Source organism: Agrobacterium sp. ST15.16.055 (genome assembly GCF_027956555.1).
Classification (GTDB): domain Bacteria; phylum Pseudomonadota; class Alphaproteobacteria; order Rhizobiales; family Rhizobiaceae; genus Agrobacterium; species Agrobacterium salinitolerans.
On record NZ_JAQKGN010000004.1, the window covers coordinates 265,275 to 289,082 of the forward strand.

Annotated in this window: 24 protein-coding genes; 15 read left to right on the forward strand and 9 right to left on the reverse strand. The window is 60.4% G+C overall.

What is annotated here, in order from left to right:
• Window positions 1–161 precede the first annotated feature (161 nt).
• The 6 genes from PL599_RS09350 (at window position 162) to PL599_RS09375 (ending at window position 7,909) form a co-directional block, all read left to right on the forward strand.
• Window positions 162–977 (forward strand): MurR/RpiR family transcriptional regulator, encoded by an 816-nt coding sequence (locus PL599_RS09350; RefSeq protein WP_142913128.1) that lies wholly within the window; start codon window positions 162–164, stop codon window positions 975–977.
• Window positions 978–1,181: 204 nt separating this feature from the next.
• A complete protein-coding gene (locus tag PL599_RS09355) occupies window positions 1,182–3,098 on the forward strand; it encodes a bifunctional 5-dehydro-2-deoxygluconokinase/5-dehydro-2-deoxyphosphogluconate aldolase (RefSeq protein WP_269824853.1) in 1,917 nt (638 codons plus the stop codon).
• Window positions 3,095–4,921 (forward strand): 3D-(3,5/4)-trihydroxycyclohexane-1,2-dione acylhydrolase (decyclizing), encoded by a 1,827-nt coding sequence (gene iolD / locus PL599_RS09360; protein ID WP_269824852.1) that lies wholly within the window; start codon window positions 3,095–3,097, stop codon window positions 4,919–4,921. The genes PL599_RS09355 and iolD overlap by 4 nt, the downstream gene beginning before the upstream one ends.
• A gap of 1 nt (window position 4,922) precedes the next feature.
• Window positions 4,923–5,831 (forward strand): myo-inosose-2 dehydratase, encoded by a 909-nt coding sequence (iolE, locus tag PL599_RS09365; protein ID WP_142913134.1) that lies wholly within the window; start codon window positions 4,923–4,925, stop codon window positions 5,829–5,831.
• Window positions 5,832–5,932: 101 nt separating this feature from the next.
• Window positions 5,933–6,745, forward strand: coding sequence for a 5-deoxy-glucuronate isomerase (gene iolB / locus PL599_RS09370; RefSeq protein ID WP_269824851.1), 813 nt, complete (start codon window positions 5,933–5,935; stop codon window positions 6,743–6,745).
• 36 nt (window positions 6,746–6,781) lie between these two features.
• A complete protein-coding gene (locus PL599_RS09375) occupies window positions 6,782–7,909 on the forward strand; it encodes a Gfo/Idh/MocA family protein (RefSeq protein WP_269824850.1) in 1,128 nt (375 codons plus the stop codon).
• A 133-nt stretch (window positions 7,910–8,042) separates the two neighbouring features.
• Here the strand turns inward: PL599_RS09375 and PL599_RS09380 are convergent, their stop codons facing one another.
• From PL599_RS09380 to PL599_RS09390, 3 genes are all read right to left on the reverse strand, one after another.
• Window positions 8,043–9,005 (reverse strand): 2-hydroxyacid dehydrogenase, encoded by a 963-nt coding sequence (locus PL599_RS09380; RefSeq protein ID WP_271359040.1) that lies wholly within the window; start codon window positions 9,003–9,005, stop codon window positions 8,043–8,045.
• Between the two features lie 407 nt (window positions 9,006–9,412).
• Window positions 9,413–10,435 carry a LacI family DNA-binding transcriptional regulator gene (locus PL599_RS09385; RefSeq protein ID WP_142913140.1) on the reverse strand — a complete coding sequence of 341 codons (1,023 nt, stop codon included), beginning with the start codon at window positions 10,433–10,435 and terminating at the stop codon, window positions 9,413–9,415.
• Window positions 10,436–10,569: 134 nt separating this feature from the next.
• Entirely contained in the window at window positions 10,570–11,079 is a 510-nt protein-coding gene (locus tag PL599_RS09390; RefSeq protein WP_077984053.1) for a MarR family winged helix-turn-helix transcriptional regulator, read from the reverse strand.
• Between the two features lie 79 nt (window positions 11,080–11,158).
• Here PL599_RS09390 and PL599_RS09395 point away from each other — a divergent pair, with 79 nt between their 5' ends.
• From PL599_RS09395 to PL599_RS09405, 3 genes are all read left to right on the forward strand, one after another.
• Window positions 11,159–11,959, forward strand: coding sequence for a creatininase family protein (locus PL599_RS09395; RefSeq protein WP_137411970.1), 801 nt, complete (start codon window positions 11,159–11,161; stop codon window positions 11,957–11,959).
• A 115-nt stretch (window positions 11,960–12,074) separates the two neighbouring features.
• The gene (locus PL599_RS09400) at window positions 12,075–13,202 is read left to right on the forward strand and encodes a CobW family GTP-binding protein (RefSeq protein WP_080793899.1); all 1,128 of its coding nucleotides are present in this window, start codon (window positions 12,075–12,077) and stop codon (window positions 13,200–13,202) included.
• Window positions 13,203–13,425: 223 nt separating this feature from the next.
• Window positions 13,426–14,418 carry a WD40 repeat domain-containing protein gene (locus tag PL599_RS09405; RefSeq protein ID WP_142913148.1) on the forward strand — a complete coding sequence of 331 codons (993 nt, stop codon included), beginning with the start codon at window positions 13,426–13,428 and terminating at the stop codon, window positions 14,416–14,418.
• A gap of 42 nt (window positions 14,419–14,460) precedes the next feature.
• Here the strand turns inward: PL599_RS09405 and PL599_RS09410 are convergent, their stop codons facing one another.
• Complete coding sequence (locus PL599_RS09410) at window positions 14,461–15,642, reverse strand: MFS transporter (protein WP_142913150.1); 1,182 nt, start codon at window positions 15,640–15,642, stop codon at window positions 14,461–14,463.
• 33 nt (window positions 15,643–15,675) lie between these two features.
• Between PL599_RS09410 and PL599_RS09415 the strand changes: the two genes are divergently transcribed.
• Window positions 15,676–16,080, forward strand: coding sequence for a hypothetical protein (locus tag PL599_RS09415; protein WP_269824848.1), 405 nt, complete (start codon window positions 15,676–15,678; stop codon window positions 16,078–16,080).
• On the opposite strand, the gene PL599_RS09420 is transcribed toward PL599_RS09415, so the two are convergent.
• The gene (locus tag PL599_RS09420) at window positions 16,037–16,324 is read right to left on the reverse strand and encodes a hypothetical protein (RefSeq protein ID WP_077984058.1); all 288 of its coding nucleotides are present in this window, start codon (window positions 16,322–16,324) and stop codon (window positions 16,037–16,039) included. The two genes, PL599_RS09415 and PL599_RS09420, sit on opposite strands and share 44 nt — an antisense overlap.
• Window positions 16,325–16,594: 270 nt before the next feature.
• On the opposite strand from PL599_RS09420, the gene PL599_RS09425 reads away from it, so the two are divergent.
• The 3 genes from PL599_RS09425 to PL599_RS09435 all read left to right on the forward strand — a co-directional run bounded on the left by PL599_RS09425 (window position 16,595) and on the right by PL599_RS09435 (window position 19,565).
• A complete protein-coding gene (locus PL599_RS09425; RefSeq protein ID WP_137411967.1) occupies window positions 16,595–17,773 on the forward strand; it encodes a hypothetical protein in 1,179 nt (392 codons plus the stop codon).
• A gap of 107 nt (window positions 17,774–17,880) precedes the next feature.
• A complete protein-coding gene (locus PL599_RS09430) occupies window positions 17,881–18,522 on the forward strand; it encodes a DUF1007 family protein (RefSeq protein ID WP_173991521.1) in 642 nt (213 codons plus the stop codon).
• Complete coding sequence (locus tag PL599_RS09435; RefSeq protein ID WP_077984061.1) at window positions 18,516–19,565, forward strand: nickel/cobalt transporter; 1,050 nt, start codon at window positions 18,516–18,518, stop codon at window positions 19,563–19,565. Before PL599_RS09430 ends, PL599_RS09435 begins: the two co-directional genes overlap by 7 nt.
• On the opposite strand, the gene PL599_RS09440 is transcribed toward PL599_RS09435, so the two are convergent.
• From PL599_RS09440 to PL599_RS09455, 4 genes are all read right to left on the reverse strand, one after another.
• Window positions 19,562–19,822 (reverse strand): intracellular growth attenuator family protein, encoded by a 261-nt coding sequence (locus tag PL599_RS09440; RefSeq protein ID WP_149148271.1) that lies wholly within the window; start codon window positions 19,820–19,822, stop codon window positions 19,562–19,564. The genes PL599_RS09435 and PL599_RS09440 overlap by 4 nt on opposite strands.
• Window positions 19,809–20,501: a GNAT family N-acetyltransferase gene (locus tag PL599_RS09445; protein WP_137411964.1), complete on the reverse strand. Its 693-nt coding sequence runs from the start codon at window positions 20,499–20,501 to the stop codon at window positions 19,809–19,811. The genes PL599_RS09440 and PL599_RS09445 overlap by 14 nt, the downstream gene beginning before the upstream one ends.
• A 285-nt stretch (window positions 20,502–20,786) precedes the next feature.
• On the reverse strand, window positions 20,787–21,482 hold the full coding sequence (locus PL599_RS09450) for a tellurite resistance TerB family protein (RefSeq protein WP_077984064.1): 696 nt from the start codon (window positions 21,480–21,482) through the stop codon (window positions 20,787–20,789).
• A gap of 108 nt (window positions 21,483–21,590) precedes the next feature.
• Window positions 21,591–22,229 (reverse strand): 2-dehydro-3-deoxy-phosphogluconate aldolase, encoded by a 639-nt coding sequence (locus tag PL599_RS09455; protein ID WP_077984065.1) that lies wholly within the window; start codon window positions 22,227–22,229, stop codon window positions 21,591–21,593.
• A 171-nt stretch (window positions 22,230–22,400) separates the two neighbouring features.
• Here PL599_RS09455 and PL599_RS09460 point away from each other — a divergent pair, with 171 nt between their 5' ends.
• Entirely contained in the window at window positions 22,401–22,889 is a 489-nt protein-coding gene (locus PL599_RS09460; protein WP_077984066.1) for a CYTH domain-containing protein, read from the forward strand.
• Window positions 22,873–23,781, forward strand: a complete 909-nt coding sequence (locus tag PL599_RS09465; RefSeq protein WP_269824847.1) for a CHAD domain-containing protein — start codon at window positions 22,873–22,875, stop codon at window positions 23,779–23,781. The genes PL599_RS09460 and PL599_RS09465 overlap by 17 nt, the downstream gene beginning before the upstream one ends.
• The last annotated feature ends 27 nt before the right edge of the window (window positions 23,782–23,808 follow it).

A 23,808-nucleotide genomic window follows, 5' to 3' on the forward strand; every position in this document is an offset into this window, starting at 1 on the left:
TTCACCCTCAGCCCGTCATTCCGGCTTTGCGTCGGAATGACGGAAGCAATGCCACGCGAGCACCACCCGACCTCATTTACCGTTTCCTAAAAAACCCAATGGAATAAAAATTCCACTGCAGTTAAAGTGCACACGATTTCAGTCCGCACGAAGGAACGACAATGACGGCAATCGAGGCGCCAGAATCCGTAAAGGCTTTTGAGGAGCGGCTGCTCCAGGTCGCGGAGGGTTTGCCGAAACGATTGCGGCAATGCGCCGATTATGTCGCCTCCAATCAGGATCGCATCGCCGTTTCCACCGTCGCCGAAATGGCGGAAGGGGCGGGCGTGCAGCCTTCAGCCTTCATGCGGTTTTGCCAGATCATGGGCTTTTCCGGCTTTTCTGAAATGCAACGGCTGTTCCGTGATTCCTATGTCGGCGGTTGGCCGGATTACGCCACACGGCTCGACCATCTGCGTGAAAAGGGCGATGAAAGCGCTTCCGGCCTGCTGGCGGAATTCGTGGAGGCCGGCCGTTCCTCGCTGGAAATGCTGCTCAAATCGGTCGACACGAAGCAGCTTGATGAGGCGGTTTCAGCGCTCTCCCAGGCGCGCACCGTGCATATCATCGGTTTGCGCCGCTCCTTCCCCATCGCCAGCTATCTGGCCTATGCGTTCGAGAAGATGAAGGTGCCGGCGGTTCTGCACAGTGCGGTTGGCGGGCTCGGCAACATCAGCGCCATTTCCCGCGACGACGCGCTGATCGCCATCACCTTCTCGCCCTATTCCACTGAGACGCTGGAGCTTGCGGAAAACGCCCGCGCCAACGGTATTCCGGTCGTGGCGCTTTCCGATTCCGCGGTCAATCCGCTCCGGAAATCCGGTGCAACACTTCTGACGGTGACGGAAATCGATTTCGGCGCATTCCGATCGCTTTCGGCCACGCTCTGTCTCGCCATCACGCTGGCGGTTGCTGTCGGAACACGCAAGACCGCCTGAATATTTTTATTGAAAATGGAAAAAATAGAATTTATGATCCAAATCCATGAAACGGGCATTCCACGACTGTCCGTCTCGTGACGGGACAAGTGAGCGGAGGAGGCTCACCCGAGCGGGATGGCGACAACTGGCGGCATGGTTGCCTGATCCGCTCGACACATATGAGGCAGACCGCGCCAGCGTGCGGTGCTAAGGAGGAACCTTTTGAAAAAACTTGATCTTATCACGATCGGGCGCTCGTCTGTCGACCTTTACGGTTCGCAGGTCGGCGGCCGTCTGGAGGACATGGCCTCCTTTGCCAAATATATCGGCGGCTCTCCCACCAACATTGCAGCCGGTGCTGCACGCCTTGGATTGAACAGCGCGGTCATTACGCGTGTGGGTGACGAACATATGGGCCGTTTCATCCGCGAACAGCTGGTGCGCGAAGGCGTCGATGTGCGCGGCGTGAAGACGGACCCGGAGCGGCTGACGGCGCTCGTGCTGCTCGGCATTCGCGACCAGAACCAGTTTCCGCTGATTTTCTATCGTGAGAACTGTGCCGACATGGCGCTTAGCGAAGACGACATCGATCCCGCCTTCATTGCCGAGGCTGGCTGCATCTGCGCCACCGGCACGCATCTGTCGCATCCGAAGACGGAAGCAGCCGTGCTGAAGGCGCTGAAACTTGCCCGCGAAAACGGTGCGAAAACAGCGCTCGACATCGATTACCGACCCAACCTCTGGGGTGTTGCCGGCCATGGCGATGGCGAAAGCCGCTTTGTGGAATCGCAGAAGGTCACCGCCAAGCTGCAATCCACCCTACATCTCTTCGATCTGATCGTCGGCACCGAGGAAGAATTCCACATTGCCGGCGGTTCCACCGATACGCTGACCGCGCTGAACGCCGTGCGCAAGGTTTCGAATGCGACGCTGGTGTGCAAGCGCGGCCCGATGGGCGCCGTTGTCTTCACCGGCGATATTCCCGCAAGCCTGGACGATGGCGAGACGGGCGAAGGTTTTCCGATCGAGGTCTTTAACGTTCTCGGCGCGGGCGATGGTTTCATGGCCGGGCTGTTCCGCGGCTGGCTGCGCGGCGAGGATTGGCCGACGACGCTGAAATACGCCAATGCCTGTGGCGCCTTTGCCGTTTCCCGCCACGGCTGCACGCCCGCCTATCCGAGCTGGGAAGAGCTGCAATATTTCTTCAAGGCCGGCATTCGCAACAAGGCGCTGCGCAAGGACGAGGCGCTGGAGCAGGTGCATTGGTCCACCAACCGCAAGGGCGACTGGGACACGATGCGCGTCTTCGCCTTCGATCACCGCATGCAACTGGAAGCCATAGCCGACGAGCTTGGCGTCAAGCACGAGCAGATCGGCGCTTTCAAGAAGCTATGCCTTCAGGCCGCGCAGCAGGTTGCCGGCGACAGGCCGGGTTACGGCATTCTCTGCGACGGACGTCTTGGCCGCGACGCCCTGTTTGCCGCCAGCGGCTCCGGCCTGTGGATCGGTCGCCCGGTGGAATGGCCGGGTTCGCGCCCGCTGACGCTGGAACCCGAACTCGGCAAGGATTTCGGCGGTCTTTCCGAATGGCCGCTGGAAAATGTCGTCAAGGTTCTGTGCTTCTATCATCCGGATGATACCGACGAGATGCGTGCCGCGCAGGAGGAGACGGTAATGCGTCTGTTCCAGGCGACCCGCCGCAACCGGTTGGAAATGCTGCTCGAGGTCATTCCCTCCAAGGTCGGCCCGACAGATGATCTGACCGCCGCGCGCATCATCGAACGCTTCTACGAAATCGGCGTTTATCCCGACTGGTGGAAACTGGAGCCGATGAAGACTCGCGCGGCATGGAAAAATGCCTGCGACGCCGTGCACAGCAACGATCCTTACGTGCGGGGCATCGTCGTTCTTGGTCTAGACGCACCGCAAAGCGAGTTGGAGGAGAGCTTCCGCCTTGCCGCCGGTTTCGATTTGGTCAAGGGTTTCGCCGTTGGCCGCACGATTTTCGCCGACGCCGCGCGGGGTTGGCTCGGTGGCAAGATCACCGATGAGGAAGCGGTGAAGGACATGGCGCAGCGCTATACCAGCCTGTGCCGTATATGGGATGAGGCGCGCGCCAAAAAGGGAGAGGCAGCGTGAAGACAATCAGATTGACGGCTGCGCAGGCTATGGTTCGTTACCTCGCCGCGCAGATGAATGAGCATGGCGAGACCTATATTGCCGGTGTCTGGGCCATCTTCGGCCATGGCAATGTCGCCGGCATCGGCGAGGCGCTTTATGGCATTCGCGAAGAACTGCCGACCTATCGCGGCCAGAACGAGCAATCCATGGCGCATGCGGCGATTGCCTATTCCAAGCAGCTGCGTCGCCGGCGCGCCATGGCGGTCACCTCCTCCATCGGCCCCGGCGCTGCCAACATGGTAACGGCAGCAGCGCTTGCGCATGTCAACCGCCTGCCGGTTCTGCTGATCCCCGGCGATGTTTTCGCCAATCGCGGTCCCGATCCGGTCTTGCAACAGCTCGAAGATTTCGGCGACGGCACGATGACGGTGAATGACTGCTTCCGCCCGGTCAGCCGTTATTTCGACCGCATCATGCGCCCGGAACAGTTGCTGACGGCGCTTCCCCGCGCCATGCGCACCATGACGGACCCGGCCGATTGCGGCCCCGTCACGCTCGCGTTCTGCCAAGATGTGCAGGCGGAAGCCTATGATTACCCTGTCAGCTTCTTCGAAAAGCGAGTCTGGCGTCAGCGCCGCCCCGAGCCGGATATGGTGGAATTCGAAGAGGCCGTCGCCGCGCTGAGGGCCGCGAAGAACCCGATCATCGTTGCCGGCGGCGGCGTGCATTTTGCCGGCGCAACCGACACGTTGAAGCGCTTTGCCGAAACCCACTCCATTCCTGTCGTCGAAACGCAGGCCGGTAAATCGGCATTGGCGTGGGATCACGATCTCAATTTCGGTCCCGTCGGCGTGACCGGTGCGGAAAGCGCTAATATAATCAGCGAAAAAGCCGATCTGGTCTTTGGCGTCGGAACGCGTTTTCAGGATTTCACCACCGGCTCCTGGGCGCTGTTCAAAAACCCGCACCGCAAGATCCTGGCACTCAACGTTCAGCCCTATGACAGCGCCAAGCACGATGCGATCAGCCTGACGGCCGATGCCAAAATCGGGCTTGAAAAACTCTCCGCAGCGCTCGGTAGCCATCGTTTTGCGGCGACCGATGCGGGCCTCAAGGCAGCATGGTTCGAAAAGGCCGATGCCGATACGGCGGCACCGGGCGAGGAGCATGTGAACAGCCTGCCCACCGACATGCAGGTGATCGGCGCTGTCCAGCGCCAGTCGCGTGACAATACCGTCGTCATGTGCGCGGCCGGCACCATGCCGGGCGAGCTGCACCAACTGTGGAAATCCAAGCTGCCGCTTTCCTATCACATGGAATACGGCTTCTCCTGCATGGGTTACGAGGTGGCTGGCGGCCTCGGCATCAAGATGGCGGAACCGGACCGCGATGTGATCGTCATGGTCGGCGACGGCTCCTATATGATGATGAATTCCGAGCTTGCGACATCGGTTGCGATGGGCGTCAAGATCACGCTCGTCATCACCGACAACAGGGGCTATGGCTGCATCAACCGCCTGCAGATGGAAACCGGCGGCGCGGAGTTCAACAATCTCTACGCCCACAGCAACGTCAATCCCATCGCCATCGATTTTGCCGCCCATGCCGGCTCGATGGGAGCGGATGCGCGCAAGGTTTCCACCATCGCGGAGCTGGAAGACGCGCTCGCAGCCGCGCGCGCCTCCACCCACACGACTGTCATCGTCATCGATACCGACCCCTATCCGACCCCGCAGGCCGGCGGTCACTGGTGGGATGTGGCGGTGCCCGAAGTCTCCGACCGCGCCGAAATCGGCCCGGCCCGCGTCCGTTATGAAACCCATGTCAAGGAAAGACAGTAAGATGATCCGTTACGGAACCAACCCGATTGCCTGGTCCAATGACGACGACCGGACGCTGGGTGCGCATATCAGCCTGGAACAATGCCTCGATGAAACCGCCAAGATCGGTTTCGACGGTATCGAGAAGGGGCACAAATTCCCGACCGACCCGGAAGGCCTGAAGGGCGTGCTTTCGCCGCGCGGCCTCTCCTTCGTCTCCGGCTGGCATTCGCTGAACCTCCTGACCGACGACATCGAATCCGAAAAGAAGGCCATGCAGCCGGCGCTCGATCTCCTGAAGGCCATGGGCTCGAAGGTCATCATCGTCTGCGAAACCTCCAACGCCATCCACGGCGCCGATGACACGGCGCTGGTCGACCGTCCGCGCCTTGCGGCCGAGGACTGGGCAAAGTTCGGCGCAGGTGTCGAGGCGCTGGCCACCTTTGCCGCGGAACAGGGCATCACCCTCGTTTATCATCACCATATGGGAACGGTGGTCGAGAGCGAAGAGGAGATCGATCTCCTGATGAAGCATACCGGTCCGAAGACCCATCTGCTGCTCGATACCGGCCATTGCCTGTTCGGCGGCGGCGACCCCGTCCGCGTCGCGCAGAAATACATGGGCCGCGTCGGCCATATCCACGCCAAGAACGTGCGCCCAGTCATTGCCGAGCAGGTTCGGAACGAGCGGCTTTCCTTCCTCGAAGGCGTTCGCCGCGGCGTATTCACCGTGCCAGGTGACAGCGAGGGCGGCGTGAACTTCTCAGCCGTGCTGAAAATTGCCGCCGAGCACAATTACAGCGGCTGGCTGGTGATCGAGGCCGAACAGGACCCTGATGTGCGCAACCCGTTTGAATATCAGAGCCTTGGGCTGAAATCGCTGAAGGCTTTTGCGCGCGAAGCGGGGCTGGACAAGGCTGAGGCTGCTTGAAGCCTTTTCTCCCTCGTTCCTGTGCTCGTCACCGGGATGAGGGAAACGCGGGAATAGCCGCCCGATGAATTGAACGACTGACCAAAAAAGGGAACACCACCATGACCTCACTTCTGCGCAAGCCGGTCGCGACCAGCGGCAAGGTGCACGATATCACGCCCCAAAGCGCGGATTGGGGTTATGTCGGTTTCGGCCTTTACCGCCTGAAGCCGGGCGAAACGGCGGCGGAAAACACCGGCGATACGGAAGTCATCCTCGTGCTGGTCGAAGGCAAGGCGACGATTTCCGCAGGCGGTAAGGACTTCGGTGAACTCGGCGACCGCATGAATGTATTCGAGCGCAAGCCGCCGCACTGCGTTTATGTTCCCGCCGGCTCCGAATGGTCGCTGACCGCCACGACGGACTGCACAATCGGTGTCTGCACCGCGCCCGGCGAAAAAGGCAACCGCGAGGCGCAGCAGATTGGCCCCAATGGCGTGCAGCTGACCGAGCGCGGCAAGGGCGCCAACACGCGTTACATTTTCCCCATCGCCATGGAAGAGCGCGATGTGGCCGACAGCCTGCTGGTGACGGAAGTTTTCACCCCGTCGGGCAACTGGTCGTCCTATCCGCCGCACCGGCATGATGAGGATAATTACCCCGACATGACCTATCTGGAAGAAACCTATTATCACCGGCTCAACCCGGCGCAGGGTTTCGGCTTCCAGCGCGTCTTCACCGAAGACGGCTCGCTGGACGAGACCATGGCGGTATCGGACGGGGATGTCGTGCTGGTGCCGAAGGGTCACCACCCCTGCGGCGCGCCCTATGGGTACGATATGTATTATCTGAACGTGATGGCCGGGCCGATGCGCAAATGGCGGTTCAAGAACCATCCCGATCATGACTGGATTTTCAAGCGCGATAATCCCTGACCGCTATTTTCACTTTAAATTTTGGGAGGAATGACCATGGCCGCTCTTGGCGTGGGCCTTATCGGCACCGGTTACATGGGCAAATGCCACGCGCTTGCGTGGAACAACGTCACCAGCGTCTTCGGCGATGTGGAACGCCCCCGCCTCGTGACGCTCGCGGAAGTCAACCCGGAGCTTGCTGCCAAAAAAGCGGCGGAGTTCGGTTTCGTCCGTTCCACGGGCAACTGGCGCGATCTGCTGGCAGACCCGGAGATCGACGTCATCTCCGTCACCACACCAAATGCCTTTCACCCGGAAATGGCGATTGCCGCACTTGAGGCCGGTAAGCACGTCTGGTGCGAAAAGCCGATGGCGCCTGCCTTTACTGACGCGGTGAAGATGCGCGATGCGGCCCGCCGATCCGGCAAGGCAGCGGCGATGGGTTACAACTACATCCAGAACCCCGTCATCCGCCATATCCGCCGCCTGATCGACGAAGGCGCCATCGGCAAGGTCTATCACGTCCGGGCCGAAATGGACGAGGACTTCATGGCAGACGCGACCCAGACCTTCTACTGGAAGAGCGAGGCATCCTCCGGTTACGGTGCGCTGGATGATTTCGCCGTGCATCCGTTGTCACTGCTCTTCGCCCTGTTCGGCCACGCGCAAAGCGCCATCACCGACATGGTCAAACCTTACGAAACCCGCCCGCTTGCCGGCGGTGGCGAACGTGCGGTCGAGACGCATGATCTTGCCAGCGTTCTCTTGAAGCTGGAAGGCGGCATTTCCGCCGTGCTGATCGCCAATCGTTCCGCCTGGGGCCGCAAGGGCCGCATCGCCATCCAGATATATGGCTCCACCGGCTCCATCCTGTTCGATCAGGAGCGAATGAACGAATTCCAGCTCTACACCACGGACGGACGCCCGGAAGAACAGGGCTTTAGAACCATTCTCACCGCCCCCCACCACAAGCCCTACGACCGCTTCATCCCAGCCCCCGGCCACGGCCTCGGCTTCAACGATCTGAAAGTGATCGAATGCCGGGAACTGATAGCGTCCATGGAAGGCAAGAAGGCCCATATCATCGATTTCGACGAAGGGCTGAAGATCGAGCGCAGCATTCACGCCATGGCCCGGTCATTTGCAGAAGGGCGCTGGGTGGCGACGGAGGAAATTGCGGAATAGGGACAGATAGGGGGTGAGCGCCACGCTCACCTCCTTTGTCATGCTCAAGCCTGTCCCGAGCATCTGCAAACGATTGCTCTAACGCGACGTGTTTGGATCCTCGGGACAAAAGCCCGAGGACGGAGGAAAGGCCTCAGCCCTTGACCGGCGTCTCCGGCACCGGCGTCAGCACCTTGCGGTCCCTGAACCAGCCGAGAATATTATCGGCCACCAGATCGGCCATGGCGTTGCGGGTGGGAACCGAGGCGGAGGCGACATGCGGCAGCAGGGAGACATTCGGCAGCGACAGGAAAGCTTCCGGCACCTTCGGCTCGGCATAGAACACGTCGAGACCGGCAGCCCCCAAAGCGCCACTTTTAAGCGCCTCAAGCAGTGCGTCCTCATCGACGCTGGAGCCGCGGCCTACATTGATGAACACGCCCTCAGGCCCGAGCGCGGTCAGCACGTCGGCATTGATCGCCTTGTGTGTCTCTGGTGTGCCCGGCACGATACAGATCAGCGTATCGACGGTCTCTGCCATTTCCTTCAGCGAGCCATAATAGGTGTAGGAGAGTTCGTCGCGCTTGCTGCGGGTGTGATAGCCGATCTCCACCTTGAAGGGTTCAAGCCGCTTGGCGATTTCCTGGCCGATGCGGCCCATGCCGAACAGGCCGACCTTGCGGCCGCGCAGCGAAAACGGCGACAGTGCGAACGGGCCTTCGCCAACCCATTTGCCATCCCGCAGCCAGGTCTCGGCCTGATAAAGACGGCGCACGGTGTTAATCAACAGCGCAATCGTCGTATCGGCCACTTCGTCATTCAGCACATCAGGCGTATTCGTCACCACGACGCCACGGGTGGCGGCGTGTTTGGCGTCGACACCATCATAACCCACGCCGAAATTGGCGATGATCTCGAGCTTCGGCAGCGCATCGATCCATTTGGCGTTGACGGCGCCAGAAACAGCAATCGCATTGACGCGTCCGGCCGCGCCCTCCGGCAAAACCGGCTCGGCACCGGCAGGCACTGCCACAATCTCGACCTTGCCTTCGAGGCGTTCGAGAACGCGCGGGTTTATCTTGCCGGGAATGAGAACGACGGCCTTTTTGCCAGACATGAGCGGATATTCCTCCAGATAACATTCCGATATCAGGAGTGGTCGTCAAGCGAACCGCTTGCCATCCCACTCCTCATGGCGGCGATCTTTTCAAACAACGACCGCCGTGAAAAGGCCAATAAGGGGATGTTGTGGAGGCAGACGGAGGTTTCATGCCGATTTTTTGGCGGCGCCTCGCACCGTCGTGCCGGGCTGTTTCATCGCTGCAGGGTGTGACCTTCTAAAAGGAGCACACATCACGGCATTGAGCGCGATGGATACAGCTTTTCGCAACGTCACCCTTGGGCTTGTCCAAGGGTCTAACCATGCCAACAAAATCAATAGGTTGCGGATCCTCGGGACAGGCCCGAGGATTGACCTCGGCGCGGCTGGCGTCGCCAAGACCACTTCCTGCCGTGGGGTTAAGCTCACACCCGCGGCCGCACCGGCCCAGTCGATTGCCGGATGCGCATTTCCGGTTTGATGAGGTGAATACCATCAGGTTCATGGCTGCCCGCCAGCCTGTCCAGCAGCGCGCGGGCCGCCAAGCGCCCCACCTCGGCCTGGCCGTTGGAAACGGTGGTCAGCGCCGGGGTGGCGATGGCAGCTTCCTCCAGATCGTCGTAGCCCGTTACTGAAATATCGACACCCGGCACCAGACCGGCGCGGGAAATGCCGTTCATGAGACCGATGGCGACGAGATCGTTCCAGCACACGGCGGCGGTCGGCTTCTGCGGCAGCGAGAGGAAATGCACCGCCGCCTCGAAGCCGCCCTGTTTGGAGCGCGGGCCGGGAATGCGCAGGTTCGGATCGACCTCGATGCCCGCCTTGCGCAGCGCATTGACATAACCCTGATAACGGTCACGCCCCGTCGAGGTCTGGTCGGTACCGCCAACCATGGCGATGGTGCGGTGGCCGAGGCTGATGAGGTGGTTGGTGGCGAGCGAAATGCCGTAGCTGTCATCGCCGCGATAGGTTGGCATGTCGACGCCGTCCATGGAGCGGGCCACCAGAATGGCGGGCATGCCGTTTTCTTCGGCGAGCGTCATGTCCTCGACCGGCGTGCCAATGGCCGGAGACATGATGATGCCGTCAGAGCCGAGCTGCAGCAGCGTTTCAATGAAGGTGCGCTGTTTTTCCACCGAATCGTAGTGGTTGGACAGGATGAACGTCTGTCGGCTGCGGTCCAGCTCGCTTTCAATGGCTTTCAGGATTTCGCCATAGAAGGGGTTCATCACATCGTGGAACACCACGCCGACAATACCGGAGCGGGAGGTGCGCAGGCTGGCGGCGCGGCGGTTATAGATATAACCCAGCGCCCGCGCCTGTTCCTTGATCTTTTCCCGCGTATCGGCGGCGACCAGCGGGCTATCGCGCAATGCAAGAGAAATGGTGGCGGTCGAAAGTCCGAGGCTTTCGGCAATCGTGGACAATTTGACCTTTTGGGCCACGGCATTCCTCCCCAAACGCACGTCGATGACGGATAGCTCCGTTTAAATTGCAATTAAACAATTTAAACAAAATCCGCAACCCGTTTAAGGAATACCCACAAAACAGATGGTTCTTTTAAAAATTTCAGCAAAAATTATTGAAGATTGGCGTCTATCGCCTTCAAGAGTTTAACGATGTTACGCACATCCTTGGCCGAAAGCCCCTCGACGGCTCTTGCGCCGCAATTGGCGATGGAAACATTGATGTGTTCGACGCTTTTCAGACCCGCTTCCGTCAGCTTCACCAGCGTCACACGGCCATCCTCGTCGTCACCGCTGCGCTCCACGAAGCCCTGGGCTTCCATGCGGCCGATCGTGCGCGTCATGGTGGGCGCCTTGACGCCGAGTTTCTGGGCGATCTGCCCGGGTGTCAGGCTGCCTTCCTGCGCCAGCGCCAGGATAACGCCGTCCTGTCCGGCATAAAGGCCGCTTTCGGCAAGACTGTGGCTCAGCGCCGTGCGCATGGAGCGGGCGGCCTGAGTGATGGATTGCGCCAGTTCCTCGGGGTTGAAATTCTCATCCCTTTTTTTGGCGTCCTTGGCCTTCTTGCCGCCCTTTTCCTTCTTGGCGCTTTTGTCCTTGTTCCCGGATTTGTCCTTGCTCATATGCGAGTGCCTTTTACCCTGTGGCGGAACCGATATATGTTGCTGGAAATCCTTATCGAATGCACGCGCGGACTGCCAGATGCCAAACTCATACACGCATTATCACGACGAAAACGTAACAGAGCCTCATCTTCGCGCAACAGGAGCAATCTCCGTCCTGCCGCTCGGTGCGCACGAGCAGCATGGTCCGCACCTGCCCTTCGAGACCGATACGCTGATTGCCGAAGGCATCGTCTCCCGCCTCGCCGCCGTTTTGCCGGCCCATCTGCCGGTCTCGTTCCTGCCGGTCGAGCCGGTCGGTTATTCCATCGAACACATGGACGTGCCGGGCACGAAGACACTGCGTTACGATGAAGCCATCGAGCGCTGGCTCGGCATCGCCGAGGCGGAATATAAAAAGGGCGTGCGCAAATTCGTGATGCTGAACGCTCATGGCGGCAATTCACCGCTGATGACCGTCGTCGCCACCGAGGCCCGCGCCCGTTTCGGTATGCTGGCGGTCGCCACAAGCTGGACCCGTTTCGGCGTGCCTGCCGATATCGTGAAGCCGCAGGACAAGGCGGTCGACATCCACGGCGGCGATATCGAGACATCCGTCATGCTCGCGCTTCACCCCGAACGTGTGGCGATGGAAAAAGCCGAGAATTTCCCCTCGCGCCAAAGCGACTTCGCACAGCGCTTCAGACATCTGCGCGCCTATGGCCCCCACGCCTTCGGCTGGCTGATGAGCGACCTGAATCCCGATGGCGTTGCCGGAAACGCGGCAGTCGCCTCGGCCGAAAAGGGCGAAAGGCTGATTTCCCATGCTGTATCGGGCCTCGTCGAACTGCTTGAAGATGTCCACGCTTTTGACATAACGTTATTTCATAACAAAATTTGAAAAACTCAGCCGAAACCGGCCAGAATCCCTTTGAACTGCCGGAACGTCGCGCCTATATGGACGACGACACTTATTCCTTAAGGCCGCGACCGGCCTTGCTCCACACGAGGTTTCCATGACCGAAACAGCTATAGCCAAGCCCATTCCAGTCACCGTCCTGACGGGATATCTCGGCGCCGGCAAAACGACGCTTCTCAACCGCATTCTCTCCGAGAACCACGGCAAGAAATACGCTGTCATCGTCAATGAATTCGGCGAGATCGGCATCGACAACGATCTGATCGTCGAATCCGACGAGGAAATCTACGAAATGAACAATGGTTGCGTGTGCTGCACGGTGCGTGGCGACCTTATCCGCGTCGTGGAAGGCCTGATGCGCCGTCCGGGCCGTTTCGACGGTATCATCGTCGAGACCACAGGTCTTGCCGACCCCGTTCCTGTCGCCCAGACCTTCTTCATGGATGACGACGTGCGCGCCAAGACCGAGCTAGATGCTGTCGTTGCCCTCGTTGACGCCAAGCATCTGCCGCTGCGCCTGAAGGACAGCCGCGAGGCCGAAGACCAGATCGCCTTTGCCGACGTCGTTGTCGTCAACAAGACCGATCTCGTTTCGCCGGAGGAAGTCGCCCGCATCGAAGATATCGTGCGCGCCATCAATCCTTCCGCCCGTATCTACAAGACCACCCGTTCCGGCGTCGATCTCGCCCGGGTTCTCGATCAGGGCGCCTTCAACCTGGAACGCGCGCTGGAAAACGACCCGCATTTCCTCGAGCACGGCCATGACGACCACGTTTGCGGCCCCGATTGCGATCATCATCATCACGACCACGGCCATGATCACCATCATCATGACCACGATCACGGGCATCATCACCACGATCATGACCATGCGCACGACCATGGCCACGATCACCACCATGGCGCGGTCTCCCCGATCCATGACGTGACGGTACAGTCGGTTTCGCTGCGCGGCGGCGAGATGAACCCCGAGCGGTTCTTCCCGTGGATCCAGAAAGTCACCCAGACAGACGGCCCGAACATCCTGCGCCTCAAGGGCATCATCGCCTTCAAGGGCGATGCGGAACGTTACGTGGTGCAGGGCGTGCACATGATCATCGAGGGCGATCACCAGCGCCCGTGGAAGGAAGACGAAAAGCGCGAAAGCCGCCTCGTCTTCATCGGCCGCGAACTGGACCGCGAGAAGCTGGAAAAGAGTTTTAACGCCTGCCTCGCGACGGCCTGAGGTTTTCAAGGGAAGGCACCGAGACGCTCATGCTCGGTGCCTCCCCACGCTCGACGTCATCCTCGGGCTTGACCCGAGGACCCATTGCCGCCAGCATGTGGATGGCCGGGTCAAGCCCGACCATGACGCAACGGGTTGAAACCGCACCAACGGGTCTTCCCGACCTTTGTCAGCGACCGAAATCCACCAAACAAAAAACACTGATACGAAAGACCGATGCCCCATGCCGACTGTTGCCCCGCTTGATATCGAAGGCCACGTGGTCTCGACCCATTTTCTCGGCGACATTCCTCTGTTTGCCACCGCCGCCGGCACCATTCACCGGCTGGATGGCGGCGAGAAGGTGACCGAGGCGCATGACGGTCTTTTGACCTGCATTCGTGACCCCTATAGCGCCACGCTGCTTTCCGGCGGCGAAGACGGGCGCGTGCTGCGCATCGGCCATGATGGCAGCATCAGCGAGATCGCCAATGTACCGCGCAAATGGGTGGGCGTCGTTGCCGGCGGCCCGCAGAAGGCGGTCGCTTATGGCGTCGGCAAATCCAGCTTCGTGCGGCTGTCGGACGGCACGGTCAAGGAATTCAAGGAAGAACGCACGGTGGAGGCAATCGCCTTTGCCCCCAAGGGCCTGCGCATCGCGGTGGCGCGTTATAACGGCGTGACACTGCACTGGGTGGGAACATCGGGCGATCCCGTCGATCTGGAATGGAAGGGTGCGCATACCGGCGTCACCTTCTCGCCCGATGGCAAGTTCCTTGTGACCACCATGCAGGAAAACGCCCTGCACGGCTGGAAGATGGAAGCCACCAAGGGCGGCATGGAAGCCCGCCACATGCGCATGACGGGTTATCCCGCCAAGGTCAAATCCGTGTCATGGTCGGCAAAGGGCAAGTGGCTCGCCTCATCGGGCGCCCCCGCCGCAATCGTCTGGCCCTTCTCCGGCAAGGATGGCCCGATGGGCAAGGCCCCGGAAGAACTCGGTAGCCGCGCCAATATCATGGCCACCAATGTCGCCTTCCATCCGGTGGAAGATGTACTCGCCATCGGCTTCATCGACGGCATGATCCTCGGCGTGCGCCTCGCCGACGGCAAGGAAGCCCTGCTGCGCCGCCCCGGCAAGGGCGCTATTACGTCCATGGACTGGAGCGCTACCGGCAAACTGCTCGCCTTTGCGTCCGAAGCGGGCGATTGCGGGATCATCGATATTTCGGCTTGAGGGATGGCGTAATGGGTTGCTCCGCACTTTCGCCGGAACGCCCTATTCCGCCACTTGCCGCCGCGTCAGAAACAGCAGCAGCAGCGCCGCACCCGCCCCGACTGAAGCAAGGCGAATAGAGGTGCCGAAGCTGGCATATTGCGATACGAACCCCATTAGCGGCACCGCAAACAGCGCGGCGAGAAAAATCGAATTCATATAGAGCGCCGTCGCCCGGGCCGTGCGTCCGCGGGCAAAGCCCTGCACGAAGGTGAGGCAGGTGCCGGCAAAAAGGCCGTAATATGCACCCTCCATCGCAGCGCCCAGCAGCATTGCGGGCAGGGTCGTGACGGAAGCGATGATGTTGAAGGCGATGATCGCCGTTATCGCCGCGCCGCTCAGCAGCAGCCGTGCGCTGATCAGGCGCATGATGCGCGGCGCAAGAAGAATGAGCAGGACTTCCATGGCGCATTTGACGCTGAGCGAAAGGCCCGGCGCATAGTCCGGCAAGCCCACCTCACGCACCAGAAACACCGGCAGGGCCGAGGCGCAAAGAGCGTGGGCGAAAGACATGCAGAAACTCGCTGCCGCCGCCATCAATAGCGGCAAGTTGCGCCCCGTATCGACCCCGCCTTCATCTCGCCGCTCCATCGGGCAGGTCTGGCCACGCGGCACGATTGTAAACGCAAGCGCTCCCCAGGTGGCCGCCATCAGCATCGCGTTCACGAAGACGGCCTTTGCACCGGCGAGATCGACAATCAGAAAGGCGGCAGCCGGCAACAACATCCATGCCAGCGATACCATCATCCTGAGGAAAGCATTATAAGAGATGGTATCGAGCGCCTCGATCCGGCCATGATAACGGCCGTAACTGAAGACAAGTGTGGTGGCCGCGTTGGAAAGCCCCATGCCTGTCGCCGTGACCGCCACCAGCAGCGCCAGATGCCCGAAACTCGCCGCCGCCGCCGCCACGAAAGCCCCGGCGACGGAAAGCAGCAGCAACGGCCTCACCCGCACACCGGCATCCACCCGCTCGCCATAGATACGGCTGGCGATGATGGAGGCAAGCGCTGCCGTCACGCTGTAAAGGCCGAGCGTTGCCGGCGGATGGCCAAGCACCTGGATGATGTAGAAACCGATAAACGGCACAATGGCAGCATTGGTGCTGCCGGCGATGAAAACCAGCAGCGCGATCATATAGGCCTGACGATCGAAAGCGCCCGGCAAAGTGCTTTTCTGTGGCATGGGAATCGAGTGAAGGCTGGGAGGCGGCACGGGATGACGGCGACCACCATCACACCAAAATGCTCTGTGGTTCAAGCCCGTCCGAAGGAACGAATGCGGTTTCGCTTCTCGAAGAAAACAAGTCGTCTTCCCCATCCGGTACACCGGCTCGGTTTCAATGTTGTGAAGAAACCGGACAAAAAAGAGGGCCGCGAGGCCCTCTTCCAGTCATGCGATGCGCCGTTTGTTCTTGCCGGAAACGCCATGCGTCAAACACACGCAACTCGAGGATCGTTGCCGGCTTATGTGCTGCGCGCATCGTCTGCGTCGGAAATCCCTGATGATTTTCGAGCTGTTCCGTTGGAGCGGGATGGGGAAAAGCCCGATGGTTTCGCCATCCCGTTCCACGTTTCAGTTAGTGCCGGCGCTTTTTGCCGCCGCCGTTCTTGTTGTCGATGACATCGACGGACGTCTTGTTGCCGTTCAGCACACCGTTCAGAATGCCGGTCTTGTTGCCATTCAGAATCCCGTTATTGGACAGGATGCCGTTGACACCGAGATCGATGCTGGGCGAGACGACGACAAGGGCGCCGCCCTTGTTGCTGTTGCCGGACAGGATGCCTCCCAGAAGACCGCCCGCATTGGCCTGACCAACGGAAGCGACAGTAAGAATAGCGGCTACACAAGCGAACTTTGCAATCATTTCTCTCTCCTCTTTTGCTTGATCACGCCATCTGGCGTAACTGAACTGTATATTTAGAGGATTCTAATTCAAGCAAATGCTAATATTACAATGAAAAATTAACTTTAATACTGGTGATTTTAATAGAATTTTACACATCATCTTTTCGAGCTCACCATCTCTATTTCGGCATAGACGCCATGAATTTCGGCTCCGAACGTAAAACGGTGCGGGAGACTTTATTAACCATCCAAATATAAGATATTGCTTAATTAGCGACCGGAGATGCGAATGCGGCTGGGGGGATATATCGCGCTTGTTCTTGGGCTTGCCTGCGCCTGCGGCGCGCAGGCGCAGCAAAAGGCCGAGGAGCACAATGTCACCTATAAATCCGGCATTGCTTATGACAGCAATTATTTCGCCGACACCAACCGGCTGAGCGCGATATCGCTGCGCACCGGCTTCGGGCTCAATGGCAAGATAACGCTGGAGGGGGCGGAGCTGCGTTATTCGCTCGAGCAGGAAGAGGTTCGCCTACCCCGCTATCGTTTCGCCAATGAACATAACACCATCGCTACACTGGGTCTGACGAAGCGCTTTTCCGACAAGCTGGAATGGGCTGTTGAGCTGCGCGGTACCCGCAGCGATGCCGGCGATATTTTCCTGCATCTGCCGGAAGAAGACATTGGTTACCGACAGCTGGATCACAAGCTGGAGGCGTCTTCCCAGCTCGGCATCCTCGCCCTTGGCGGCAAGAACACCTTGACGGCAAGCATCGCCAGCCTGATGAAAGGCAAGGCGCGGTTCCGCCCGGCCTATTTCCTGCCCACCCGACTGGAAGCCAACGAGGCGCTTTTATCGCTGAAGGCCGAACATGCACGATCGCTCGGCGGTGGCGAGGCGGGGCTGACGCTTGTTTACGACCGTATCGCCGTGCCTGAGGGGCAGCAGGAAAAATATGAACGTTTCCCGGCCCAAACGCTGCGCGGCTCTCTGGCCTATGGTTACAGGTTCTCCGACCGTTTCGCGGTTCTGGCCGAAGCGGGTTTCACATCCATTTCCGGCGATGAGATCAGCGACAAGGTAAAGCACACCCGCCCCTATCTGCGGGCCGAGGCCGAGGTGAAGGCCACCGATCGCATCGCCTTCGGCGTCGGCTTTTCGCAGGACTATGCGCTTTTCGATCCGGATGATCCGATTGCGGAATTCCATCGCCGCTTTCAATTCGTCATGAAAAGCAGGCTCACCGAAAAGGTGGGGCTCGATCTTGCGCTGCATCGCGTCCACAAGGACTGGATCTATTATAATTACGATACCAGCGAGCGCAGGCTGGTCGCAACGCTGTCCTTCGATACCGGCAAGAACAGCAAGCTTGAGCTGGAGTTCAACCGCCTGCTGCATGGCGAGCGCGATACCGATCTTGCCTATAGCGGCTCCAGCATCACCTCGCGCTTCAGCGGCACCTTCTGAAATTCCTTGGCGGCCCGCGCGAAGGATCAAACCCATCAGGTCGAAATTCGGTCCCAATTTCTGCTAGAGTCGGGCCTTCAAGATTCGAAGGCAGGACAGACCGGATAATGAACAGACGCTTTTTGCTCCTCGCGGCCGGCCTCGCCTGCGTTCCCGTCGCGGCGGTTGCGCATCCGCATATCTTTGCCGAAGCCCGCATGGAAATCGTCGAGGGGCCGAACGGCACCGTTCAGGAAGTGCGCAACATCTGGCGTTTCGACGAGATGTTTTCCGCAAGCGTGGTGATGGATTACGACAAGAACAGCGATCTGAAGCTCGACAAGGACGAGCTGGCGGAAATCGGCAATACGGTCAAGGAATCGCTTGCCGAATATTCCTACTACACCTTCATCACCGCCAATGGAAAACCGGTGGAGTTTGGGAAGCCCGACGCCATTCACGTGGACTATAAGGACAACCAGATCCTGATGTTCTTCTCCGTGAAGCCAACCAAACCGCTCGCAGTCAAGGGCAAGCTGTCCTTCGGCGCCTGGGATCCGACCATGTACACGGCGATCGATTTCGCAAAGGACGGCGATATAGCAACGCAGGGCAAGGACCTGAATGCCTGCAAGCATCATGTCGTCCGACCCGATCCGGACGAGGTGATCTCGCAAAACCAGAGTTCGCTGACCGATGCCTTCTTCAACGATCCGACCGGAACCGACATGACCAAACTCTTCGCCACCCGGCTGGAGATATCATGCTGAGCCGCAGGGCAAGCCTCGTCGCTGTCGCCATCGGCCTCGTTGCCGTGGCCGGTGCGGCCCATGCGCAGTCGCCGCTCGGCATCGGCTCGGCCGAGCCTTCCTTTTCCGTTGGCGGCCCCTTCGCGCCGCTGATGCAATGGATCAACGTGCACCAGCAGATGTTCTACCGTGCGCTGACCGGCGCGTTGAAGGCCATGCGCGAGGATGGCTGGGCGCTCAGCTCGCTGATCGGCCTCTCCTTTGCTTATGGCGTTTTTCATGCCGCCGGCCCCGGCCACGGCAAGGCGGTCATTTCGTCCTACATGATCGCCAATGAAACGCAGTTGAAACGCGGCATTCTCATTTCTTTCGTTTCGGCGCTCATTCAGGGTTTGATGGCCATCGGCCTTGTCGGTGCGGCCTGGCTGGTGCTGCGTGGCACCTCCATCACCATGACGAAGGCCACGCAGGCGATGGAAATCGCCAGCTTCGCCATGGTGGCGCTGTTCGGCGCCTGGCTGCTTGTGCGAAAGCTCTGGTCGCTGCGCATCCGGCGCGAACCCGTTCCCGTTTTCGCCACGGCAGGTGAAACCGCCATGCCGCGAACGACCGGCATGGGCACGGGCCTGCGCTTCCAGGGTAAGCCGGTTTTCGCAGATCATGAGCATAATGGCGCGGGCGACCTGTGCACCGCCTGCGGCAAATCCCACGCGCCCGACCCGATGTTGCTGAAGGGCAAGAACTTCAGCCTGCACGAGGCGTGGTCCGCCATTATCGCAGTCGGGCTCAGACCCTGCTCGGGCGCGATCATCGTCATGAGCTTTGCACTTCTGAACGGGCTTTATCTCGGCGGCGTGCTCTCCGTGCTCGCCATGTCGCTCGGCACGGCCATAACGGTATCGGCTCTCGCCATCATGGCCGTCTCGGCAAAGGGCCTCGCCGTGCGTTTCGCCGGCCCCGGCAGCCGCAGGGCGGCCGGCATCAGCCATGCGATAGAGATCGCCGGTGCGCTGTTCGTGCTGATCATGGGACTGCTGCTGCTCGGTGCGTCGCTTCAGCTCTAACCGTCACGGCGGCGCTGGTAACGGGCGCGCAGCCAAAATAGCAGGAAGAAACACAGCACAGCCACCGAACCGAAGGCAGCGGCGAGCCAGGGCGAATAATCGCCCAGCCACAGCATGATCTTCGGCATGACGAAGAAGACCAGCCCGAAACCGACGATGATGAGGGCGGCGGCGAGGGCCGGAGACCAATCCTTCTTACCGTGGCTCGGCTTTTCAGGCGCCGGGTTTTCAGGGGCCTGGTTTTCAGGCAATGGCATCGGCAAACTCCGCGCGGATATCCTCAAGCTTGCGTTTCTGCGCGCCATCGGCCGCAAAATTCTCCGGCGAAAGCCAGGCTTCGAAGGCCTTGCCGATCAGCGGCCATTCGCCGTCGATCATGGAAAACCACGCCGTATCGCGGTTCTGGCCCTTCGAGACCATATGCTGGCGGAAAACGCCCTCGAAGGTGAAGCCATAACGCTTCGCCGTTATCTTGGAGGGCTCGTTTTCATTGTGGCATTTCCACTCGTAACGGCGATACCCCAGATCCTCGAAAACATGTTTCGCCATCAGGTAATGCGCCTCGGTGGAAAGAGGCGAGCGTTTCATCTTCGCGCCATGGGCGACGGAGCCGACCTCGACCACGCCATTGGCGGGATCGGGCCGCATATAGCTCGCCATGCCGACGATATCGCCGGTGGCGTTTTCAACGAAGACCAGCGTGACCCAGTTAAGCTTCTGCCCTGCGCCGACAAGCCAGTCGCCGAAAGCGCTGGCATCGGGAAAGGCGCTTTGCGGGAAATATTTGAGCAGCGCATTCACGCCCTCGCCGCCAAGGGCGGTCCAGAGTTTTTCCAGATGCTTTTCGCGGTCGAACGGCTCGGCGGTCACATAACGACCCTTCAACACCACCGGCTGCGGCGGCGGACATCCCTTGAAATCACTCAGATCGCGCATTCTCTTCCCCATTTGCTGGGAGAAGGATTAGGGCAAGCGGGGCGGGATGACAACAGGGGATGTGGGGCGGGATGCGGTGGCGTTGGTGGGTGTGGTTCACCCCCCTCTGCCCTGCCGGGCATCTCCCCCTCAAGGGGGGAGATCGGCAGGAGGCACAAACACCACTTCATTCGCAAACGTCGTGATAGGCGAGACCTATCCGCGAGTCGATCTCCCCCCTTGAGGGGGAGATGCCCGGCAGGGCAGAGGGGGGTGAACCGCGCCGGCCGAGGCCAAACGCTTACCTCAAACCTTCGCCGCCACCACCGTCGCCTCGATATGATCCACCAGCGCATCCGGCAACCCAAGCCGCCCGGCAAGAAGATCGAGATAGCCCCGCTCCGCCCGCGTGTCGGCCTCGATGGCAAGCCGCGAGGCGGTGTAAAGCTCCACTTTCTGCTCTTCCGTGCGGGCGGCTGCCACCAGCGCGTCGATGTCGAGAGGATCGGCCAGTTCCTTTTCGAGGAACCGCTCGGCTTCGCTATCGAGGCCGGAGACCTGCACCTTGTCCATGATATTGGCGCGCTCCTTCTCATCGATATGACCGTCAGCCTTGGCGGCGGCGATCATCGCCTGGATGAGCTTCAGCGCAAAATCATTGGAAAGGGCGGGAGATTGCGGATGGAAGGCGGAATCGGCGGGCGGTGCGAGCAGCTCCGGCTCGGGTTTCGGCGCGACTTCAGGCGCCTGGCCGGACTTGTAATTCTTGTAGGCAAGGTACCCGAGACCGGCGATGGCGGCCACGCCGCCGATGGTGGCGACATTGCCGGCGAGCTTGCGGCCGGTCTTGGTGCCCAGAATGGCGGCGGCGAGCGCACCGGCTTTCAGGGGATTGTTCCTGGCGATATCGGCGGCCTGCCCGGCTCTGTCACGGACGCTTCCCGAAAGGCCTGGCACCTGCGAGCCGAGGAATTGTTCAAGAAGCTTCTTGGCGTCGAACATCAAAATCTCCTGTAGAGGTCAAATCTACAGGGGAGATAGGGAGCCGTGACCCGAATACAAATGTCAAACCCGCTCACGCCTTCGTGAACGGGTTTGACAGATTGCAAATCAGGCGCGCAATGCGGCGGCTTCGGCCGCAAGCCTGGTGATACCCGCCCAGTCGCCGGTCGCCACCAGCTCGCGCGGGGCGACCCAAGAGCCGCCGACGCAAACCACGTTCGGCAGGGAAAGGTAATCATTGGCGTTCTTGAGCGACACGCTGCCCGTCGGGCAGAAGACGGTGCCGGCGAGCGGCGAGGACAGCGCCTTGAGATAGGGTGCGCCGCCGGCCTGTTCGGCGGGGAAGAACTTCAGCACCTTGTAACCCTCGTCACGCAGCGCCATGACTTCACTGGCGGTGGCAGCACCCGGAAGCAGCGGCACCTTTGAACCGCGCGCGGCTTCCAGCACGCTTTTGTTGATGCCGGGGCTGACGATGAAGGTGGAGCCGGCTTCCGCCGCCGCTTCGAAATCCTTGGCATTGAGAATGGTGCCGGCGCCGACATTGGCGCCTTCGACTTCCGCAGCAACGGCGCGGATGGCATCGAGAGCTGCCGGCGTGCGCATGGTGATCTCAATCGCCTTCAGGCCGCCTGCGACCAAAGCGCGCGCAAGCGGCACGGCGGAAGCGGCATCATCCACGATCAGCACCGGTACGACCGGCTGGAGCTTGAGGATGGAGAGCAGTTTTTCGGAGTCCTGGGCCAAGATGAGCCTCCTTTGCGCAATTGAAACGATTGAAATTCCGTCTACCGATTAGCCTGCCTCGGCATTTATGTCGAGGCGCGCCAGCCGCATTTTTATCCAGATACTTCAATCAATTCGCTTCATCACACTATCATATTGCGATACTCTAGCGCCCCAGTTCGCGGAGACAGCATGGCCAAGGAAATCGAACGGAAGTTTCTTGTTGCAGGCGGTGAATGGCGCAATGAGGTCACGCATAGCATGGCTTTCCGGCAGGCATATGTCGCCTCGATGGAAAACCGCTCGGTCCGGGTCAGGATCGTCGATGAGCGCGATGCGACCCTGACCATCAAGATCGGCGCAAGCGCGCTTGTCCGCGACGAATATGAATATTCCATACCCCTCAAGGACGCTGAAGAGCTGATGGCAAGCGCGCCGGGCGTGGTCATCGAAAAAACCCGCCACACCGTCGATCATGGCGGCTTCACCTGGGAAGTGGATGTTTTCGAAGGGAAATATCACGGGCTGGTGGTGGCGGAAGTGGAAATGAACGACGAAAATGCCGACCCCGATCTGCCGTCTTGGCTGGGTCGGGAAGTCACCGGAGACAAGCGCTTCTCCAACCAGTCACTCGCCATGGACTGTCCGAGCGGAGACCTGTCGGATGCCCTTCAGAATTGACCCGAAAAAGCCCTTCGACGATGAAATCCGCCGGGCCGGGCTGGAGCTGATCGACGATACAGTCACAATCCTTCGCGACCAGCCGTCCGGATCGCACGAGGCCGTGCACGACGCCCGCAAGCGGTTCAAGCGGTTGCGCGCCCTCTATCGCCTCATCCGCCAGGCGGTGCCGGATTTCGGCCGCGGGGAAAACGCCCGTATTCGCGATATCGCCCGCTCCCTCGCCTTTGCGCGGGATGCAACGGCGCTTGTGGAGACGGCGGAATATCTCGAGGCCTTCGCCCGTTCCGATGTGCAGGGAGAAGCGCTGCGGTCGATCACCGCGATGCTGCGCGCGCGCCGCGACGACGCCATAGAACACGAGGCCGGTCTCGATGAGGCCATTGCCGCCGCCATTACCGGCTGCGGGGAAGCGCGCAGGGCGCTTGAGACCCTGTCGCTGCCGGATGCGTTGAAGGACACGGCGCGGCTGCTGAAAAGCGCCTGGGCGAAACAGAGAAAAAGGGCGCGCAAGGCGCTCGCCGATTGCCACGAGCAGGCCGACGTCGAACATTTCCATGAATTGCGCAAGTCCGGGCAGGCCTATTGGATGCATCTTGGCCTGATGCGCCGGCTCTGGCCTTCCGCCATGCGCGCCAAGCGCGCCGATACCAAGCGGCTGGTGGATATTCTCGGCCACGAGCACGATCTATCGGTTCTCGCCGCCGTCGCCGACCGCGAGCCGGACCGTTTCGGCAATGGCGAGCGGCTGGCCCTGCTGCTCGACGCCATTATCGAAAGGCAGCAGGCGCTGCGTGCCGAAGCCCTTGCGCTGGCAAACGAGGTATTTTCCGAATCCGCTCGAACCGAAAGCCGCATCGTCGACCTGTTGTGGCGGCAGGCGGCGAAATAGGTGGGATGACGAAAGAAAGGTCTTGCG